The 19,963-nt window shown below is 67.2% G+C and carries 17 protein-coding genes; 5 read left to right on the top strand and 12 right to left on the bottom strand.

Features of this window, described 5'->3' with window-relative positions; genetic code table 11:
- Window positions 1-67: 67 nt before the first annotated feature.
- The 4 genes from AB0I23_RS19995 to AB0I23_RS19980 all read right to left on the bottom strand — a co-directional run bounded on the left by AB0I23_RS19995 (window position 68) and on the right by AB0I23_RS19980 (window position 4,703).
- Window positions 68-292: a hypothetical protein gene (locus AB0I23_RS19995; RefSeq protein ID WP_359110918.1), complete on the bottom strand. Its 225-nt coding sequence runs from the start codon at window positions 290-292 to the stop codon at window positions 68-70.
- 77 nt (window positions 293-369) lie between these two features.
- Window positions 370-897, bottom strand: coding sequence for a hypothetical protein (locus AB0I23_RS19990; protein WP_359110916.1), 528 nt, complete (start codon window positions 895-897; stop codon window positions 370-372).
- 84 nt (window positions 898-981) lie between these two features.
- Entirely contained in the window at window positions 982-3,465 is a 2,484-nt protein-coding gene (locus tag AB0I23_RS19985; protein WP_359110914.1) for a tyrosine-type recombinase/integrase, read from the bottom strand.
- Window positions 3,462-4,703, bottom strand: a complete 1,242-nt coding sequence (locus AB0I23_RS19980; protein WP_359110912.1) for a tyrosine-type recombinase/integrase — start codon at window positions 4,701-4,703, stop codon at window positions 3,462-3,464. Before AB0I23_RS19980 ends, AB0I23_RS19985 begins: the two co-directional genes overlap by 4 nt.
- A gap of 389 nt (window positions 4,704-5,092) precedes the next feature.
- Here AB0I23_RS19980 and AB0I23_RS19975 point away from each other — a divergent pair, with 389 nt between their 5' ends.
- Complete coding sequence (locus AB0I23_RS19975) at window positions 5,093-5,308, top strand: hypothetical protein (RefSeq protein WP_359110910.1); 216 nt, start codon at window positions 5,093-5,095, stop codon at window positions 5,306-5,308.
- A gap of 144 nt (window positions 5,309-5,452) precedes the next feature.
- Here the strand turns inward: AB0I23_RS19975 and AB0I23_RS19970 are convergent, their stop codons facing one another.
- Both AB0I23_RS19970 and AB0I23_RS19965 read right to left on the bottom strand, forming a co-directional pair.
- Complete coding sequence (locus AB0I23_RS19970) at window positions 5,453-7,432, bottom strand: multicopper oxidase family protein (RefSeq protein WP_359110908.1); 1,980 nt, start codon at window positions 7,430-7,432, stop codon at window positions 5,453-5,455.
- A complete protein-coding gene (locus AB0I23_RS19965; RefSeq protein ID WP_359110906.1) occupies window positions 7,429-7,896 on the bottom strand; it encodes a DUF6220 domain-containing protein in 468 nt (155 codons plus the stop codon). Before AB0I23_RS19965 ends, AB0I23_RS19970 begins: the two co-directional genes overlap by 4 nt.
- Before the next feature lie 289 nt (window positions 7,897-8,185).
- Here AB0I23_RS19965 and AB0I23_RS19960 point away from each other — a divergent pair, with 289 nt between their 5' ends.
- Entirely contained in the window at window positions 8,186-8,878 is a 693-nt protein-coding gene (locus AB0I23_RS19960; RefSeq protein ID WP_359110904.1) for a response regulator transcription factor, read from the top strand.
- Here AB0I23_RS19960 and AB0I23_RS19955 read toward each other — a convergent pair.
- Genes AB0I23_RS19955 through AB0I23_RS19945 form a run of 3 tightly spaced genes read right to left on the bottom strand, consistent with a single transcriptional unit; the run spans window position 8,875 to window position 11,292 of the window.
- Window positions 8,875-9,225 carry a 3-deoxy-7-phosphoheptulonate synthase gene (locus AB0I23_RS19955; protein ID WP_359110903.1) on the bottom strand — a complete coding sequence of 117 codons (351 nt, stop codon included), beginning with the start codon at window positions 9,223-9,225 and terminating at the stop codon, window positions 8,875-8,877. The genes AB0I23_RS19960 and AB0I23_RS19955 overlap by 4 nt on opposite strands.
- A 22-nt stretch (window positions 9,226-9,247) precedes the next feature.
- Window positions 9,248-10,960, bottom strand: a complete 1,713-nt coding sequence (locus AB0I23_RS19950; RefSeq protein WP_359110901.1) for a solute symporter family protein — start codon at window positions 10,958-10,960, stop codon at window positions 9,248-9,250.
- Complete coding sequence (locus tag AB0I23_RS19945) at window positions 10,957-11,292, bottom strand: DUF485 domain-containing protein (RefSeq protein ID WP_359110899.1); 336 nt, start codon at window positions 11,290-11,292, stop codon at window positions 10,957-10,959. The genes AB0I23_RS19950 and AB0I23_RS19945 overlap by 4 nt, the downstream gene beginning before the upstream one ends.
- Before the next feature lie 116 nt (window positions 11,293-11,408).
- On the opposite strand from AB0I23_RS19945, the gene AB0I23_RS19940 reads away from it, so the two are divergent.
- Window positions 11,409-12,164 carry a VOC family protein gene (locus AB0I23_RS19940; protein WP_359110897.1) on the top strand — a complete coding sequence of 252 codons (756 nt, stop codon included), beginning with the start codon at window positions 11,409-11,411 and terminating at the stop codon, window positions 12,162-12,164.
- A gap of 140 nt (window positions 12,165-12,304) precedes the next feature.
- Here AB0I23_RS19940 and AB0I23_RS19935 read toward each other — a convergent pair whose 3' ends face one another.
- Together AB0I23_RS19935 and AB0I23_RS19930 are read right to left on the bottom strand one after the other, a co-directional pair.
- Window positions 12,305-12,712, bottom strand: a complete 408-nt coding sequence (locus AB0I23_RS19935; RefSeq protein ID WP_359110896.1) for a DUF6223 family protein — start codon at window positions 12,710-12,712, stop codon at window positions 12,305-12,307.
- A 92-nt stretch (window positions 12,713-12,804) separates the two neighbouring features.
- Window positions 12,805-14,982 (bottom strand): MMPL family transporter, encoded by a 2,178-nt coding sequence (locus AB0I23_RS19930; protein ID WP_359110895.1) that lies wholly within the window; start codon window positions 14,980-14,982, stop codon window positions 12,805-12,807.
- A gap of 233 nt (window positions 14,983-15,215) precedes the next feature.
- Between AB0I23_RS19930 and AB0I23_RS19925 the strand changes: the two genes are divergently transcribed.
- Window positions 15,216-16,454: a sensor histidine kinase gene (locus AB0I23_RS19925; protein WP_359110893.1), complete on the top strand. Its 1,239-nt coding sequence runs from the start codon at window positions 15,216-15,218 to the stop codon at window positions 16,452-16,454.
- Between the two features lie 349 nt (window positions 16,455-16,803).
- Window positions 16,804-18,267, top strand: coding sequence for a DUF6851 domain-containing protein (locus tag AB0I23_RS19920; RefSeq protein WP_359110891.1), 1,464 nt, complete (start codon window positions 16,804-16,806; stop codon window positions 18,265-18,267).
- Between the two features lie 89 nt (window positions 18,268-18,356).
- Here AB0I23_RS19920 and AB0I23_RS19915 read toward each other — a convergent pair whose 3' ends face one another.
- The gene (locus AB0I23_RS19915; RefSeq protein WP_359110890.1) at window positions 18,357-19,961 is read right to left on the bottom strand and encodes a prenyltransferase/squalene oxidase repeat-containing protein; all 1,605 of its coding nucleotides are present in this window, start codon (window positions 19,959-19,961) and stop codon (window positions 18,357-18,359) included.
- Window positions 19,962-19,963: the final 2 nt, after the last annotated feature.

The raw sequence follows: 19,963 nt of genomic DNA, 5'->3' as shown, positions 1-19,963 counted from the left end.
AAAAGTATTTTTGCAGAAATTCTTTTGGAAAGCTTGCTGGTCGCGTCGGTGACGGGACTGGACAGCCTTACGCGTCCGCACCTTCTGCGGCTGGCTTCTCATCGCCCGCTGTACGGGGGCTGGGCACGGTGACCGCGGGGAGGTTGAGGCGGGTGTCCATGTCGAGGTTCACCTCTCCGTAGGGCCGGACGTGGGACCAGAAGAGTGGGGTCAGGCCGCGCCGGTCGGCGGGTGTGAGGAGGTCGGCCCATTCCGGTTCGCCGTGGATGTCCTGGAGCATGAGGGTGTTCACGTATTCTCTGAACTTTCTCGTTGAGGGAGTCCCGCGCGGTCCACTGCCGCAGTAGGTGACCAGTCGTGAATGAAGCCTCAAGCGATGCTTGAAACGTACTGCGCTTCACGTAGCTCCTTGAGTTGGGTGAAGGCTTCATCAGGAGGTGGAGCGCCCTCGCCTCGTCGGAGCGCACCCAGACAGTCCAACGCGTGCTCCACGAGCGGGCGAATGTAGCGGACGGGGTGGGCGTGACGGGTCATGGTGCTCGAGTCATCGACCATGGCCAAGACGTCCACGAGCCGAGCACGAACGGCGCTGTCCCGAATGCCGCGTGCGGCAATGGACAAGGGGCCGGTCAGTTCGTCAATCGGGCGGCCCCACTTGGCGCGCTGGTCCTCGCTCCAGTGCTTGACATTCGCGTCAGGGGCTTTCTGCGCGTACTGACGGATCTCCCACAGGCCTTTCTCAAGGCGTTCGATGGCCGCCGCTTCGGTCTCGGTGCGGCGCAGGTCTAGTGCGGCCTGCGCCTGATGCCTCTGAACAAAGTAGGCAGCGGCTCCTGAAACGAAGGCCCCGAGAAGTGTTCCGACAAGACCGAAGACCGCAGGTAGCCAGATGTCCATACCCGTCAGCATTGCACGTGGCCCTGGCCTTCAACGGCGGATCTGCTCAGACCTCTTCGTCAAGAAGCTGTCCATTGTGGAAGGTCATGAGCGGTCACGGGTGGTGGTAACGGTGCGGCTGGCGATGTCGCGGAAGGCGGGGATACCGAGGTTGACGGTGGTGGTCCGGCGGGCCCGCTCGTCGAGCTGGGCGAGCTTTTGCTCGGCGCCGGCGAGGCTGACCTTGAGGCCCTCGACCTCGCCGTGCCAGCCCTCGCGTTCGGCTTCAGAGATGCGGTCGAGCAGGTTGTCGCGGATCTGCACGATGCGGTCGCGCTGGGCGGGGTCAGGCCGCAGGAGACTGCATCGAAGGCAGCTGTGTTCATGGACGCAACCGGTCCCGTAGGCTCGGCCGCAGTCGCCCAAGGCGACCCGGCGGCGCTCGAAGTGGCCGAGGAACTCCTCCCATTCCTCGTCGGTCGGAGTTCGGTATTCCTCGCTGGGGCGGGTGGTGCGGCGGCGGGCGATGAAGGCTCGGTGGCCGTTGATGACCTCCTCGGGATAGACCGCCTTGTAGCCCATGGTGGTGTTGATATCGCCGTGGCCTACCACGAGTTGGGCGATGTGGGGCGGCATCCCGTTCATGATCGCGTCCGTGATGAACAGCCTGCGAAAGTCGTGGGGGCTGAAGGCCAGCGGCCGGTTGCTGGCGTCGGTGAGACCGGTGCGGGCCAGCGCGTCGTTGAGCAGGTCTCTGATCCCGGCTGGCGGGATCGGCCGGTTCTCCACGCCGATGTGGCGCTGAAACAGCAGCGGCATCGGTGCGTTCCAGACCCTTTCGTGGTTGTCGTAGGAGACGACGAGAGGGACGGTGCCCTTCGCGTCGCGGACGCGGCTGATGATCGTGCTGAGCACGTCGGCGAGCTCAGGGGAGATGACGAGCAAGCGCTCGGCATCGGTTTTGGACGGGGCGATGTGCAGGAGCGGGATCAGCTCGCCAGTGCTGGGCAGCCGGTATTGGACGAGGCTGTGGTGGGAGAGCTCGGTCACTTCCTCGACGCGGATCCCGGTGCGCCGCAGGACTTCGACGATCGCCCAGGACCAGAACGCCCGATGCTCCTCCAGCGTGAGGTCCTGGCGTCGCCCGGTCTCGGGGTCCTGGGCCCAGACCTTGGCCGTGGGGTTCTTGGTGACCGGCCGGTGCCAGCGCTGACCGGCCGCGGTGAAGTCAGCTCCCGGGGCGGTGTTCTGTGCGGCTTCCAGCTGCTCAGCGGTCCGGCGGCGTTCAGCGTCGACTGTCTGCGCCAGGAGGGGGAGGACGGGCAGCCGCTCGCGTGTCCGCTGGTCCATACGTGATTTGCGACTGGCCTTCTCCTTCTTGCGCGACATCTCCTCCTCGCGGATGGGGCAGGGCGCCGCCCAGATGCCCCAGCGCGCGGGATCGTCCATGGCCCACTGGGCGAGGTCGAGGTAGAAGGCCCGCACCATGGCGAGGTAGTTGATGCCGCGGTCGGCGCGTGGAACCTGCGTTTCGACGATGTCGCCGGTGGCGGTTTTACTGCGGGTCGTCTTCATCGCGACCCGCCGTTTCCATGCCGCGGCGACATCCGGCGCCAGGCGCAGGGAGTCGATCCCCGGGTGGTGGTCCTCCAGGTCTCTCCAGAACAGCTTGCCCAGGCCGAAGGCCACCGCTCGCAGCGAGGTGTAGTCGAGCGAGAGAGCGCGTTCTCGCAGGTAGTCCACCAACAGGTCTCGAATCGGCCGACAGGCGATGCCGTAGCGGTCGATCATCTGCTCGACGCTGATCTGCCCTTGGTTCTTGGGGTTGAAAACCCGGACCGTCGCCGGGGCCGCGGTCGGGAAGATCCCCGTGGCGTGCAGCAGCTGGTAGAAGTACACGCTCGTGTCGACGTTGCGGCTGCCCATGCTGAGCAGGAGGTCCGCCAGCTCCAGGCAGTCTCCGACCGTGATGTCGCGGACCATGCCGCCCTTGGCGGCCATGATGGTGGCGATCCGCCGCAGTGCGCCGTCCTTGGTGTGGGTGTTGGCGGGGTCGCTCCGGCTGACGGCCGCCAGGGCGGCGAACCCATCCGGGTCGCGGCTGCGTGCCATCTCGGCCGTCAGGATCTGCACCGTCCCCGGAGTCAGCAGCCACGACAGGCTGGGCCGGATGACATCGCTGCTGATCAGCGTCAGGATGCCGCTGCCCAGGACGTCGAAGTCCTTCTTCGGGTCCTGGTAGGACCAGCCGGTGGACTGAAGCCAGGAGACGGCCATGTGCCGCCAGGAGATGTTGCCGGCCATGTCGGCGCCGCTGGCGTTCCAGCGGCCCTGCCAGGTCTGCCCGGGAAACCGCTCCAACCAGGCCAGGGTCTTGGTCAGGCCGGTTCTGCGGCGGGACTGGGAGGCCGAGGACGCCAGCACGAACGGCGGCGCGAGCAGTCGTTCCATCACCTGTTCACGTGCCTGCTCGGTGGCCTTCCAACGCTGTTCGGGGCCGCGGGGCGGGAAGCTCTTCAGCATCGCCGCCATCTCCGGGCTGAGCTGCCGCGATGCGGAGCGTGCCGTGGTCGGCACCTGCGTGGTCACGCGGTTCCCTCCCCGAACAGGATGTTCAGTGTTTCCGGCCGATACGACGGAGCCGACGGCCCGTTGTTCTGTACGGTTGTCGCTGTGGAGGCGGCTGCTGACCTGCGGGCGTGGTGCGCGAGAACTTCCGCGATCACGTCCTCGGTGAGTGGCGTCAGGTAAAGCTGAGTGGTACTCAGATTCGCGTGGCCGAGAACCCACTGCACATCGGTGAGCGACATGTCGGGGTCGCGGGCCATTCGGTAGGCCGCGGTGTGCCGCAGATCGTGCAAGGACCAGTTGGCGCCCAGAGCGGCGTTCGCCCGGCTGAACATCCGGTAGGCGGCGTGATAGCCGAGTTCCCGGAAGAGCCTCCGCAGGGTCCACCACAGTGGATCGTCGATACCCGTGGGCGCCAGGCCGTGCATCTGTGCCTGGTAGAGCCGAAGCCAGACGAAGGCGTCCGGCGAGGCCGGCAGCTGCTGGATGGCTCGCGTGCCCTTGCGGACCACGGTGATCAGCTGCTGGCCGGGGTCGGCATCGCCGTAGCGGGCGCCCAGCAGCTCCGAAGCCCGTGCGCCGGTGGACACCCAGAAGGCCACCAGGGCGCGGTCCCGGTGCGAACAGAGCTGGGCGAACAGCTCGTTGAACTTCTCGTCCGGGATACTGCGTGGCACCCGCTGAACATGGCGAGGGCGATACAGACCTGACCGCTCGTTGCGGTAGAGGTCCATCGGGTTGTGGTGGGCATGGGCCCTGCCGCCGCGTCGGGCCAGCGGGAACGGATTGACCATCGGCCCCGACCCAGCATCGCGGTGGAAGTCGTAGAAGCCGCGTAGCACGCTCTCGCTGTGGCCGCGGGTGGTCGGTGCGTACTTGCGGCCCGGTCCCGCCTTCCCCGTCACCGGGTTCGGGATCGCCGACGCGGCGGTGGCGCCGGGCCGTCTCGGCTTGTCGCTGATCTGGATCCAGCGGGAGAAGTCCCGTGCCTCGTCCCGGGTCGCTTGATCCCAGGGCGTCCGGATCGCCCACAGAAACCGGAACCAGCGCAGCAGATCCATCCCGTACGAACGCTGCGTCGTCGCGGGCCGTCCGATGCCCTGCAAGTCCTTCAGGTACACCGCGACCGGCTCGACGACCGTCCCGGCGGGATCAAGCAGCCGGTACGGCTCCCAGACGTCGCGGGTCTCCAGGAGCAACCCGACCTGCGGTACGACCAACGAGCGCAGATCTCGGTACTGCCCGTCTCTCTCGATCATGGGGCGGGACCATAGTCACGCGCTTCGCGGGCTGTCCGCTGAACTGGGCAAACCCTCCCGGTAGTTCAGTCAACAGGTAGACCAGGGCCGATTGCAGAATCCGCAGGCACAGCAACGAACATCTCCTGCTCGTCGCGCCGGTTCGAGGCGATCTCCCCGCCCTTTCCGCAGATTCCGCGGTTCGGGCTGGGCCTCGGCCGCCGTCAGCCGGATCGCCCCGGACTGCCGCTCGGCGACGTCAAGCCAGGACAGCTTGGGTATCCGGTCGTTCAGCAGGGTCAGCTCGGCCGTCATCTGCTCGCGCAGCTCGTCGACGAACGCCGGATCCAGCGGCTTGCGCAGCTCCCGGTAGTTCTCCGCCCGTCGGGCCCCGAAGTGAAGTGCCCATCGTGCGAGCTGCAGCGGCCGACGGAATTGATCTCGATTGTGAGGAGACGCTGAGCATCGTCTGGAACGCACACGTCATGGCGACCGGCAAGCAACTCCCGGACGACGCGTTCACCATCCGATACCCGGAGCTGGACCCCACCTGGGACGTCGACTTCGACGACCAAGGCGAAATGACTCGCCACCTGCCACGCTTGGCAGCTCTCTACCTGGAGTAAGGGGCGAATCGCGATCACGAGACCCAGCGGAGGCGAGACTTCCCGGCGATGACTGCCTGTCACGCCCTGAGGACAGGAATCGGTCTCCGCCGACGAATACGCGACACATCAACATGCGAGCCCACCAGCCCCAACCCCGGGCTCCTACCGGTGACTGGCGTGTGCGTCTCCGAAGGGCGTGGTGACTCCGTCGTAGGAGACGCGCAGCATCATCCCCTGTTCGGCGTGGGGCAGGTTGTGGCAGTGATTCATCCAGATCCCGGGGTTGTCGGCTTTGAACGCCACCTCCCAGACCTCTCCCGCCCGCACGTCGAACGTGTCCACCCACAGGGGACTGCCGGATGAGGGCGTCCCGTCCCTGGACAGGATCAGCACAGGATGGCCGTGCAGGTGCCAGGGGTGGGTCTCCAGGCTTCGGTTGACGACCTTGAACCGGACGACATCGCCTTCGGCGACCAGCAGGTCCGGGATCGATGGGTGCCCCAGCCCGTTGACCGTCCGTGCGTAGGCCGGCCGGCCGTCGACCATGGCGACCGCGCGGTCCAGGACGAGGGTGAAGTCCCGGTCGGCGGCGTCCGGATCGAACGGGGCACGAGCAGGCGTTCCGTACCGCAGGAGATCGAGCTCCGGCCAGTCGGAGGTGTCCTCTATCCGCGGCTCGCGTTCGGCGTCGTCCGGGCGCAGCCACACCCCGGTGTCGCGGTCGTTGTCGAGCACCAGCGCGACGGCCGTGTCCGGCATGACGAACACCAGGTCGTAGCGCCCGCCGGCGGGCAGACGCACGCTCATGTCACGGACCTGCTCGGGATGGTTGAGGTCGCGGCCGTCGACGGCCGCGACCCGGAACTGCGTCCCGGCCAGCGCCAGCCGGTGCGGATCCGAATCGGTGTTGATCAGCCGCAGCCGTACCGCCGTACCGGGGGCCGCGGTGTGTGCGGTGCGCCCGTCCTGATCCCCCACGACCACGGTGCCGGCGAACGTGTGCACGGGCAGCGTGAGGTCGAGCTGCTGCCGGCCGGAGCCTTCACCCGTCGGCTGTCCGTCTCGTGGTGTGACGACGAGCGTCCCGTACAGTCCCTTGCGCACGCCGGGGTCCGATGCCTCGTGGGTGTGGTACCAGTAGGTGCCCACCTGGTCGGCGCGGAATCGGTAGACGAACTCCTCACCGGGCGCCACCGGACGCTGCGTCAGGCCCGGCACACCGTCCTCACCGCACGGCACGTCGTAGCCGTGCCAATGCAGTGTGACTCCGTCCTCGATGTCGCTGTTGCGCAGCGTCACCTCGATCAGATCGCCCTCGGTGGCCTTGATCGCCGGGCCCGGTACCCGGCCGTTGTACGTCCACGCGTCGATCTCACGTCCGGACGCCAGTCGTACGGTGGCCTTCTTCGCGGTGAGCACGTGCCGGCGCCTGGCACCGCCGGGAGACGGACTCGCGAGGCCGCGCAGATCTGCCACCGACAGTGCCTGATGGGAGCTGGACGAGTGAGCTGGGCCGCCTCCGGTGACGACGGAGTCGGTGGGTCGGAACAGCAGGCCGACGCCGGTGCCCCAAGCGCCCACGACACCAGCTCCGACTGCGGTGTTGACGAACCGCCGCCGGGTGAAAGCGGCATGACGGTCCGTCTCCGGGCGCGCCCCCCCGTCGTCTGCCTCTCGCTCCACGACACGGGTGGTCAGCACGGCGCCGACTGACACCAGCGAGACCGTGATCAGCGCAGTCGACCAGCTGAGGGGGTACCCAGCGAGGAAGGTCACCACGAGGCCGGCCAGCGCGGCGTAAGCGGCGGTGAACAGCGAGACGACGCAGACTGTCGGCAGGCGCTCGCCGGCCGCCTTTCTCGCCGCCCACAGCCGAGGCCCCGCGATGAGCACCGCGGCCACCCCGGCGACGCCGAGCAACGGAAGCCCCAGCAGCACCTTTTCCGCTACGAACCACCAGCCGCGGTCGGCCAGGATCGGCACGGTGGCGGCCCGGGCGAGCGTGACCAGGACAGCTGCGATGAGCAGTCCGAATCCGAGCTGGTGGCGCCGGAGGGCCGCCGCGACGCCGGCCCCGAACCACGATACGACGCCCAGCAGGGCGACGGCATGGTCCAGGAGAATCAGCTGGGCCGTGGTCACTGAGCGGATTCCGAGGCGGGTCCGGCAGGTCGGGCATCGTCACCGGCGGCCCGCGCGGTGGATGACGAGGAGTTCGACAGCTCTCGCGCCTCGCGGTGGATCCTGACGGCCACGGCCACCATGATCAGCGCGTTGACCGCGTGCAGGCCGAAAACGAGTTGACCCGCGGTCGTGGTGTTGTCCGTGTCGCCGAATGCCTTGGCGATGGTCGCGATCACAGGCTGAGCAATCCCCAGCCCGGCGAGCAGACCGGTCATACCGACGAGCCGACCGGGCATACGGGCCAGCGCGGTGGTCAGCGCCATGACGATCGCAAGGAGGACGATCACGTAGCCCAGCGCCCGGTGCGGCCGGAAGGACTCGTCGTTGGGCGCGGTGTTGAACGCTCCGCTGCCGGCCAGGAAGAACTGCACTGCGATCGCGAGCACGAGCACTGCTGCCAGTCCGGCGATGGCTTTACGCATCGAAGAGCGCCCCTCGGGTTGGTGTGGTCACGGACGTGCTTGTTTCCGTCGGCGGGTTCACGAAGTGATCGTCGCGTCGACGACCCGGAACGTCCTCCGATAGCGGATGGCTGTGCGTACGCAGATCTGCGTACGACATGGGCGTTCGATCGCGCTCTACGCCGTAGAAGATCACGGATGGACGAGTACCCGGCGATATCCGCCCCGGCAGTATGATCCTGGATATGCAACGCAGAGCCACGCTGTTGACAACCATGCGGTCCCTGGCGCCGACCGGAACGGCGCGGCCATGAACGCGGCAGGCACGTCCTCGCTCGGCAACGCTCCGATCAAAGTTCTGCTCGCCGATGACGAGCGTCTCGTGCGATCCGGGTTCAAGGTACTGATCGACGTCGAGGACGACATCGAGGTGGTCGGGGAGGCCACCGACGGTGCCGAGGCCGTCGAGCGGGCCCGTGCGACCCGCCCCGACGTTGTACTCATGGACATCCGGATGCCGAAGCTCGACGGGATCCAGGCAACCAGCCAGATCGTCAAGACGCATGGGCTTCAGCATGTCCGGGTCCTGATCCTCACCACCTACGAGACCGACTCGTACGTCTTCGAAGCACTGCAGGCCGGCGCAAGCGGCTTCATGCTCAAGGACGCGGGACCGGCCGAACTCCTCCATGCCATCCGGGTCGTCGCCGCCGGAGACGCGTTGCTCGCCCCGCGGATCACCCGCCGCCTGATCGCCCAGTTCACCGCGCAACGGGTCGCCACGCAGGCCGGCGAGGACCGGCTGGCGGTCCTGACCCAACGCGAACGTGAAGTGCTGGCTCTGGTGGGACAGGGCCTGAGCAACGACGAGATCGGCACTGAGCTGTGCCTGAGCCCGGCCACCGCGCGCACCCACGTCAGCCACGCGATGGTGAAACTGGGTGCGCGGGACCGCGCTCAACTGGTCGTCATCGCCTATCGGACAGGGCTCGTCAGCCCTTAGAGCCTGTCGGGTGACCCCTGATCGGGCGGCCGGCGGCATCGCGCATCCCGGTCGTCCAGCAGCATCACGGAAAACGCCCGTCCCACGCCTCGATGGGCTCGGCGGCCTGCTTGGCGTCGAGCCTCAGATCGCACGGCGAGGTGTAGTGACGCTGCAGTTCGTCCTCGTTCTCCACTGATCCGCCGACGTACTCCGTCACGCCCGTCCGCTGCGACATCCATGTGGAGTCCGACGGCGAGCTGACGGACTCCACATAGAATGTCAAGGAACTGCAGCACCTCATTGATCGCATCGACGAGATGACGCGTCTTCAGGCCGAGCCGGGATTTCACCGTTCTGCCGTGCATGGGGCCGCTCAGCCAGAATCACTCAAAATGCTGCACTGGGTGCCTGGCTGTCCCGGTCGTGCCCGTCCGCGCCGCCGGTGGCGAGCGCGTCCTTCCGAGTGGGGGCGGTGGCGCCCGTGAGGGCACGGACCTGCAACTCGGCGAAGCCCGCGTCGTTGCGCTCGCTGCTGCTGACTGTTCCGAGATAGCCGAGCAGGAAGGCGACCGGCGTCGAGATCAGTCCGGGCTCGATGTCGAAGAGCTTGAAGTTGAGGTCGGGGAACATGGCGGTGGTGGGAGCACCCGACACTCCGTTGGAGAACACGACCATGAACAGGGTTACCGCTATCCCTCCGTAGACCGTCCACTTCAGTCCCCGGGTGTTGAAGCGCCGCCAGTACAGCGAGTACAGGATGGCCGGCAGGACCGTGGCGGCCCCCAGGTCGACCGCGGTCGGAATGAAGAGGTGGGTGAACAGGGGCACCATCACCCCACCCAGAACGAGGGAGATGATCCCGATGACCAGAACGTTGCGCCGTATCTCCTTCAGCTCGGCGGCCGGCTCCGGCCGCCGGCCACGCGCCGCGTTGATGTCCTTGGTGAAGGACGTCACCCCGTTGATCAGCAGACCTGCGAAGATCGCGGCAACCGAAATCAGGGCGAGCCCACCGAACACGCCGGACGCCCACGAACCGCCGAGCTCGTCCACGAGCTTGGGCAGGGTGATGTCGCGGTGTTCGGGCCTCATGCCGAAGTTGTTCGCGCCGAGTATCGCGACGGCGCCGAGACCGAGGATGGCCAGGCACTGGTAGAACCCGACGGCGACCACCGACGCCCAGCCGGCCGCCTTCCGTGCGTTCCGTGCGCTGGTCGCCACGTAGAAGCGCATGAAGACCCACGGCATCCCCATGCCGCCGACTGCGATGCAGAAGAGCTTCGACAGGTGAACCCACGGATCCTGACCCGACAGCGGGGTGGAGCCCTCGCCGAACTGGCGGCCGGGGCCCAGGAGATCGAACCCGCGCTTGTCCGGCTTCGCATTGGCCTGGGCGTCGTCGAGCAGCTGGAAGATGTTCATCTTGTACTTGGCCAGTACCGCCACGGTCAGCACCAACACGAAGGCGCCCATCAGAACCGTCTTGAGCGCGAGCATCCGGGTGACGCCGAGCATTCCGCCCATGTACACCCACGCAATGACGACCAGGCCGACGACGACGACCATGATGCCGCCCAGGACCATGTTCGGTTCGCTACCTGTGTCGAACATCCGGATGGCGACCTGGCCGACCGCAGCCAGCATGGAGACCATGAACATGGTGTATGTCGTCAGAGTGATCACTGCCGACGCGATCCGTGCGGGGCGCTCGCGGGCGCGCAGCACGAACAGGTCGCCCATCGTGTGGCCGCCCACGTTCCGCATCGGCGCGGCGTAGATCAGCACCCCGAGCACCGAGCCGATCGTGAAAGCCGTCATCATGAGGACGGCGTCGTAGCCGTTCAGTGCGATGTGCCCGACCATGATGATCACGGTCGAGTACATGATGAACGCGCCGAGGTGCGCGAGGGTGTTCTGACCGGTAGGGACACTCCGATCCGCAAGGAGGAAGCCGTCCGGGGTGCGTGTGCTGTCGCGCGCTGACCTCACGACAGCGGACATCACCACGACGAGGACGATGGCGACGACGGTGGAGATCGCGGGCGCCGCCCACGTGTTCTCCACCGGGGGCAGATGAGGGAGCGCGAGATAACCGGTCATCGGAGGTCTCCTTCCAGGTCCGCCCGGACCCGCTCACTGAGGGGATCCAGCCGCTTACGGGCGAATCGCATGTACGCCGAAGAGACCACCACCACCAGGTTGAGCGACACGAACACGAACAGCAGGCCCACATTTATCGGGCCGATGAGTTCCTCCCGGAAGAAGTCCGGCACGAACGCAGCGAGCAGGATGACCAGGAACCACCATCCATAGAAGAGGACGCTCGCCCAGGCGATGAAGCTGTTCGATTGGCGCCGCAAGGCCCTGAACTGGGGGCTGTCATGCAGCGCGATGTAGCGGTTGCTTTCCGTAGTCGGGCCGATCGTGCCCATGCCACCTCCGCTATCGAGTACGTCGTGGTGACGACGTCGTCATGTGTGCGCGATACAGCACTCTCGGGCCATCCCACCCGCACATGCATGGCCCATTCACGGGATTCCGGCATGCCATGGCGATATGGCGCGCCAATCTGGCCGGGCTGCGGCAGATCGGCCGACGGGACTGCCCGCCACTCCCGTCCGGCCGGCGTCGTCGTACGCCGCGTCATGCCTCGCCGCCCTGCGTGCCGGGCGGCGCCGCTGTCCCCGTCGAGGTCGTGCATCGTGCCGCGCCCGGCCTGGTCGGACACACCCGAAACGCTGAGGACCTCGGCCGCATCACGCGGATACGCCAGCTTCCGCAGCGGAATGGCGACGCGGTGAACAGGGCGGACACGTCCTATGCTCTGACCGTCAACGTCAGCGCGGCAGAAGGCCGTTATGGCCTCACCGCGCACTCGGCCGACCGCCGCCACGAGGAGAGGTCCTGCATGACCGGGAACGAGAGCGAGGCCGCCCGAGCGAGCGTCCGCTACATCGTCGACGACGTCCAGGCGGCGATCGACTTCTACACCACTCACCTCGACTTCACCGTGCTCAACGCATTTCCGCCCGCATTCGCCGATGTCGTACGCGGGCCGCTGCGGCTGCTGCTCTCCGGCCCGACCAGCTCGGGAGCGCGCGCCACGCCCGCGGACGTCGCCGACAGCGGGCGCAACCGCATCCACCTCGTCGTCGACAACCTCGAGGCCGAGCGGGAACGGCTGCGGAAGGCCGGCGCGGTGCTCCGCAGCGACATCGTCTCGGGGCCCGGCGGACGCCAACTGCTGCTGGCCGACCCCGCGGGCAACCTCGTCGAGCTGTTCACTCCGGCAGACCGCCGCTGAGCCCGGGGCGAGGGAACACGCCGCCGGCCGCCACGTGCGTGGCGGCCGGCGGCGGCGAGGACATCGAGCCGTACCGACGCGGGGAGGTCTGCGCGTCATGGCTCACGATCACGTGCCGGTGGGGCCCGGGCCCCGCCCGGTCAGGCGGTGCGGCGTGAACGGGCCAGTGCCAGGCCGCCGATGGCCATGCCGACCAGCGCGAGCACCACCGCGACGATGCCCCCGCCCTGCCCGTTGCCGGTGCCGACGTCCGCGTCGGAGCCGGCCAGTGCGACGGCGCCGAAGACGGCGCCGACCAGTCCGAGCGCCACGGCGGCGAAGGCCTTGCCCGGTCCCTGCCCGCTGCCGGCGCGACCGGCGGAGCGCAGCGCCAGCACGCCGACGACCACGCCGGCCAGCGCCAGCAGCAGGGCCACCGCGGACACGGCCCGGCCGGAGCCGCCACTGTCCTCCTCGGCGATCGAGACCTGTGCGGCCGCAGGTGCGGCAAGTGCCAGCACCCCGAGCAGGGCTGCCGGTGCGGCGGTGAGCAAGCGACGGACGGACATGGAGTTCCTTTCACATGCTTGATGCGTATCTGAGAAAGTGCAGGCGGGTCGGCCTGGATCCACCGTGACGGTGGATCCAGGCTGAAGGAGGGTCAGACCTTGACTGCTCCCTCGACCTCGGCCGGGGGTGCCGAGACCGTCTTCGGTGCCCAGCGTCCGGGCATCCACCAGTTGGCCTTGCCGCACAGTTCCATCACCGCGGGGACGAAGATCATCCGGACGATGGTGGCGTCGATGAGCACGGCGACGGCCATGCCCAGACCTCCCTGCTTGACGGCGACGTCGGGGCCAAGCAGGGAGGTGGTGAAGACCGCGATCATGATGGCGGCCGCGGCCGTGATCACCTTGGCGGTCCGCGCCAGCCCTCGGGCGACGGCCTCGCGGGTGTCGCCACTGCGCTCGTACTCCTCACGGACCCGCGAGATCAGGAACACCTGGTAGTCCATCGACAGACCGAACAGGACCGGGAACATCATCATCGGGACCCAGGTCGTGACCGGCATGGCGGCGGGAAAGCCCAAGGCCGGGCCGAACCATCCCCACTGGACGACCGCCACCACCACACCGTAGGCGGCGCCGATCGACAGCAGGTTCATCACGGCGGCCTGCAGGGCGATCGTGACCGACCGGACCAGCGCGATCAGCAACACCATGGACATCGCGATGACGACCGCGATCATCAGGGGCAGGCGCGAGCCGGACTCCTCGGCACTGTCGATGGTGCTGGCGTTCGGCCCGCCGACGAGGACATGTTCGCCGCCGGTGGTCCGGGGCAGCACGTCGTCGCGGAGCTCGTGCACCAGGTTCGCGGTCGCCTCGTCCTGGTACCCGGTCGTGGGGAAGGCGGTGAAGGTGACGGCCTGCCCGTCCTCACTGACCCGGGGCGGCGTGGCGGAGGCGATGCCCTCGGTCTTGCTGACCGCTTCGACGACGGGACCCAGATCAGCGTGCTTGGAGTCGACCTCGGTCGCGAAGACCAGGGGTGCTCCGTAGCCCGGACCGAAGCCCTCGGAGAGGATCTTGTACGAGATGTAGCTGCTCCGGTCGCGGGGCTGGACGCTGGCGTCGGGCTGGCTCAGCCGCATCGACAGCGTGGGGGCGGCCAGTACCAGCAGGATCCCACCGGCGAGGAGTGCGGCGACCAGCGGCCTGCGCTGCACCACGCCGGCCCAACGCTCGGCGAGCGTACTGCGCTCCTGGGGCGGCGCACTGACCTCCTGGTTCCGGCGGGACGCGCGGCGGGGCAGGCGCAGCGAGTTGATCTTGTAACCGGTGAAGCCCAGGAGTGCGGGCAGCAGCGTCACCGCGGCAATCATGGTTACCAGCACCGTGATCGACGTGGCGACGGCCACCCCGGTCATCAGCCGCTGTCCCATGACGAACAGGCCCAGCAACGCGATCACAACGGTCGTGCCGGCGAACATCACCGCGCGACCGGCGGTGTCGATGGCCTTGACCGTGGCGCTCTCGGGCTCATCGCCGTCCCGAAGGCTGTCCTTGTAGCGGGTCACGATGAACAGTGCGTAGTCGATGCCGACGCCGAGCCCGATCATCGCGCCGAAGACCAGAGTGAAATCCGGCGCGGGGAACAAGTGCCCCACCAGCTTCGTCAGCGCGAGGCCGGCCACAATGGCCAGGAGGGCTGTCACGATCGGCAAGCCCATGGCCACCAGTGACCCGAAGGCAATGAACAAGATCACTGCTGCGGCCAGGAGGCCCACGCTTTCGGCCGAACCCTGCGGGGGTGTCTCGGCCTTTTCCGCCATGTACCCGCCCAACGCAAGCGTGAGGCTGTCGTCGGAGGCGTCCTTGACAATGTCCACCAAGGGCTTGACCTCGCTCTTCTCCACCTCCTTGTCGCTCAGTGGGACGGTCATACGGGCGATACGACGATCCTTCGTCACCAGGCTCTTGTCCTGGTACGGCGACGTCACCGGTCCGGTAACAGGTGAGTCAGCGAGATCGGCGATGGTCTTCTCGATCTTCTGCTTGGCGGCAGGATCGTCGATTCCCTTGTCAGCCTTGATCGCGAGGGTCAGCCTGTCCCCTTGCTCCTTGGGGAAGTGCTTCACCATCAGCTGCTGCGCCTTGGCCGACTGCGAGTCTCCTCCGGAGAAGTCGTTGTCGGGGGCGGCGCCGTAGCCGAAGCCGACGAACGCCACGACGATCACACCGACGATCCAGGTCAGGAGGACCAGGCGGCGGCGGCGGTAACAGAAGCGACCCAGTCCCGCCAGAGCTCCATCCGTACGTGGAGACTCGATTGTCATCCTCTGCTCCTCAGTGGTTGAGCCTTGCGGCATGGATCGCTTCTCGATAAAGGGGAGGTTGATCGGTCACAACGGCGATCGTCCCGCAGGCGAGGCGGCCCTGGCCTCTGACAACGGACGGTGATGCCTACGCAATCGGGCGTAACCCGCTGTGTCCCGCCGCGCCTGTCGACGTAGCAAGTCGCGCGTCTGAGTGGAGCGTTGTCCGTGGACCCGAACAGTAGGATCACGGCATGAAACTCTGCCCCGGGTCGTTCTCGCTGCGGGTGCTGACCCAAGACGTGCTGCTCGCGCTCTTCGTCACAGTGATGCAGGTGCAGGGAACGGTCGCCCTCGCCGCCGCCAGGGAGACAGATCAGCGTTCGCTCGCCGACTTCGGATACCTCGGATACGCGCTGCTGGTGGTGGGTGGCCTGGTCGTGGCCGTCCGCCGCGTGTGGCCCGTTCTGGTGTTCGTCACCGCCGCAGTCGTCAGCTTGGTGTATTACGCCCTCGAGTTCCCCGACGGCTACGGCTGGCTCGGACTCATGATCGCCCTGTACACCGTCTCCGCCTACGGTGACGGGCGCCGGTCATTGGCGATCGCCGGCGTGGGCACCGTGATCCTGGCCAGCGGGTGGCTGTTCGCGTCGGCCGACGTAGAGCCGCGCGACGCCATCGGCTGGGTGTTCTTCCGCATCGGTGTGACGGTCATGAGCACGACTCTCGGCGAGTCCGTCCGGTCCCGGCGGGTCATCGCTGCCGACGCTCAAGAGCGTGCGGAACTGGCGGAACGGACCCGCGAGGAAGAAGCACGCGCGCGGGTCGATGCCGAGCGGCTCCGGATCGCACGCGAAGTCCACGACACTGTCGCTCACGCCATAGCGATCATCAACGTACAGTCCGGGGTCACCGCACACGTGCTCGACAAGCGACCGGAACAGGCACGCGAAGCGTTGCAGACCATCGAACAGACAAGTTCCCGGACGCTGCAGGAGATGCGAGCCATCCTCGGCGTTCTCCGTGGCGACGACGACGACCCCGTGCCGCACACCAGCCTGGAACAGATCGACGACCTCACCGCCGAGGCACGCGCCGCCGGACTGGACGTCACCCTCGAAGTGAACTCGCCCGCAGCGCCGTTGCCGAGCGCGGTGGACAGTGCCGCCTACCGGATTCTTCAGGAGTCGATCACCAACATCATTCGGCACACCGGCCCGACCCGAGTGATGGTCGCGGTGAACCCGGGGATCGACCATCTGGAAATCCGAGTCACCGACCAGGGCCGCACCGGCTCCAATGGCGCCCCCGTGACCCGGCCGTCCGGCAACGGCAGGGGCACAGGCATGCCGGACAAGCCCGGCCGCGGGATCCTGGGCATGCGCGAGCGCTGTCAACTGCTCGGCGGAGAACTCAACGCCGAGCCGACTCCGGGCGGAGGGTTCGAGGTCATGGCACGGTTGCCCCTCGCACCGACCGGGTCGCTCCTTTGAACACAGCGTCCCGCAGCCGTTCGAGGCAATCCACCGGGCGGCAGTGAGAGTGCCCTGGAAAGCGTTGAAGCTTTCCAGGGCACATTATCGCCAGTGGACATCATGGCGAGCAACACCCGCTCCAGCCCCAACGTGAGTAGTGTCGACTACCAGGACGAGCAGTAGCCAATCGGAAGCGAATCAATTAATTTCAGTGCGGCAGAGTTCAAATTACCGTGCGGTTACTCCCGTGCCCGAAAGGACCCTCACTCTTTCCGCCGGTGACCTCTGAGTAATCGACAAGTCGACTGAAAGGAAGATTCCGGTGACGAATCTAAGGCGGCCGCGAAGCAGGCGCCTCAGGTATGCGGTGGCCATCGCCACCGCGGCAGCCCTGACGGGATCCCTGACCAGTGCTGTGACGGCCTCTCCGCGGCAGGCAATGGGCTTCGACCTCGATCACGGGAATGCCGTGACCCAGGTCGTCTACCCGAATTTCAATACGGTGTCACGTGAGACCAACACGGGCAGCAGTCCGGTGAACAGGGACGAGACCGTCCTGCTGGAGGTGCCGTGGTTTGACGCCATAGCTCCGTATCACCCGACGGCGGTGGGCATCTTTTCGGACCTCGGCCGCCGACCGAGTGCCGAACACACGACACGCAACAAGAACATCGCGGTCATATACGCCGCCTTCACGTCGTTGAATGTGCTCCACCCGGAATACAAGTCCAAGTGGCGCGAGATGATGCAATCGGCAGGTCTCGATCCTGACAACACACAGGAGGACCCGACCACGCCGAGCGGCATAGGCATTCTTGCCGCCAAGAACGCCTTCGCAGCGAGAAAGGACGACGGCACCAACCGGGACGGCGCGGCAGGCGGCCGTCAGTACAACCGCCAGCCCTACGCCGACTACACCGGATACAAGCCGGTCAACAGCGCACACACGCTCCTCGACCCGTCCCGCTGGCAGCCGAATACGTTCGAAAAGAACGGCGTCTTCACCGTCCAGAGTTTCGCGACTCCGCAGTTCGGCCAGGTGCAGCCGTTCACGTACAACAGTCCCGCTCAGTTCGACGTCTCTCCGCCGCGGAAGAGCAACTACCGCAATCACGCGGCCTACAAACGCCAGGCCGACGAGGTACTGAAGGCATCGGCAAGCCTGAATGACCGCCAGAAGGTGGCCGCCGAGCTCTTCAACAACAACGTTGAAACCTTCGGCCCCGTAGGCGCTGTGCCGGTCATCGTCGGGGGCAACCTCAACACCGAGGAGACGGTTCGCTTCGCCACCATTCGTGACATAGCGTTCTTCGATCTTGCCATCGCCACCTGGCACTTCAAGCGCAAGTACGATTCAGTGCGGCCGTTCAGTGCGATCCGCTACCTGTACGGGAAGAAGAAGGTAACGGCGTGGGGCGGGCCCCAAGAGGGCACCGTCGATGACATCACAGGAGGCGAGTGGCGGGCCTACCTGGACGCATGGCCGATCAACCACCCCGTCAAGGCATCTGACCACCCCGAGTATCCCTCCGCGGAAGCCGCAGAATGCCTTGCCTACGCCGAGCTGACACCACGTTTCACCGGCACCGACAAGGCCGACATCTCCTACACCGCCGCCAAGGGTTCCTCCCGCATCGAGCCGGGGGTCACCCCGGCCCAGGACATGACGCTGCGCTGGAGCAACTGGAGTGAGTTTGCCGGAGAATGCGGTGAGAGCCGCCTCTGGGGCGGTGAGAATTTCCGCTCTTCCATCGAGGCAGCGTCCCAGTACGCACCGAAGATCGGCAACCTGGCCTACGAGTTCGTTCAGCGCAAGGTGAACGGCGGCTGATCCTCTCGGTCGACGACACCGGCTGCCGGTGGAGCCCGATGGCTTCGCCGGCAGCCGTCTGTCTGCCCGTCAACGAGTCGCGATCGCCGCTATGCCACCTCCCGGAGCAGCGACGCCGTGTCTTGAAAACGGTGGCGAACGTGGCCCAGTGCGAGGAGCACGGGGGCGTCGGTCAGGATGGGGATGTGGTACGGGAACGGGCGGGGGCCGACCATGTCCGGCGGGCCGCCGTACCCGCCGTCCGCGTTCTGGTGTTCGAGCAGCCAGGATATGGCGCGCCCGATGGGCCGGGACTCGGTCCCGCAGCACAGCGTGATCAACCCGTAGGCGGTGCTGATGTCGTCGCTGGGATCGCCAGGCTGCATCCCCCAGCCGCCATCGGCGTTCTGCGTCTCGCGCACCGTGCGGTCAAGCCGCTCGGCCATGCCGGCCGAGCGGCGGTCGTCCGGGCCCGCGGTGCACGCGGCGAGACGCGCACGGAATATCGTGTGCAGGCGGCTGCGGCTCCACCCTGGCTCGAAACCGCCGTCCGACAGCTGACTGTCAGCAAGGAACGCCAAGGCGCGTTCCCGTGCGGGCGCCCTGTGGGTATGCGGCGCGAGCGCGTTGATGGCCGCCGCCGTCATGCACGGCTCGGAGGAGGCGCCGACGACGTAGGTGGGGAACCCGCCATCGGCGCCCTGTACGGCCACCAGGGCGTCCACCCCGCGCCGCACGGCGCCGCCGAAGGCGACCGGGTCGATTGCCTGCAGGAACTCCAGAGCGGACGAGGTGCAGTCAACGTCGTTCAGCGCCACATCGGGGGACATGGACCAGCCGCCACTGAGCTCCGTGCCGCGGGAAAGGGAGGGCCGCTTGGCGCCACCCTGCTGTGCGGCGAGCATCCCTGCCATCGCCCGGAGCAGGTCCGGTGGGGCACCGGCTGCGGCGAGACCTACTCCGGTGGTTGACGTGGACCAGTTATGTATCCCCACTATGAACGGGAAGCCGCCATCGCCGCGCTGGTACTGCAGCAATGTTTCCAGGCCACTGCGCACGGTCGCTTCCTGCCCGGGAACACCGGCGAGCCCGTGCAGCGCCAGCAAGTGCATCAGCACATACCCCTCCCACACCGTGGTCGCCGGGTCCGTGGCGGTCAGCGTTCTCAGCGCGGCGGCAGTGGCCTCGTTGCTGACCTCCGCGGCGGCGGCAAGGATCAGCGTCACGGCGGCCTGCTGGACGACGGCCCAGGAGTGCATGGGCTCGGTGGCGGGCTTTCCGTCGGCCTTTGGCACGGCGTCGGGCGGTAACGGGCACCCGAGCACCGACAACACCGCGTACACCATCATCCGGCGGCGGGTAGAGATGAACCCCGGTGCGGCGCCGAGCACGGCATCCGTCAGCTTGCCGACAAGGGCAGGGTCACCAGCCGGTGCCCGGCCGGTGGCCTGTTCGATGGCGAGCGTGGCGAGGACGCGGTAGAGCTCTTGCGGGGCGTCGTACTGCGCCTGAAGGAAACCCAGCAGGCGATCCCGGGCGGGTGAGACGATACCGGTGCGTTTCATCAGCATCAGCGCGAGCGCCGACTCCAGCACTCGGCTCTGACATTCCTCGCGTATCGCACCGTCGTGATCGACCCTGCTGCTGACATTTGCGAGCAGCCGGGACGTGGCCTGGCGCACGTGATCCGGGCTGACCTCGGCGGGCCACGACATCG

The organism is Streptomyces atratus, from assembly GCF_040655115.1.
Lineage (GTDB): Bacteria > Actinomycetota > Actinomycetes > Streptomycetales > Streptomycetaceae > Streptomyces > Streptomyces atratus_D.
This window is presented reverse-complemented; position numbering and strand designations above follow the sequence as displayed.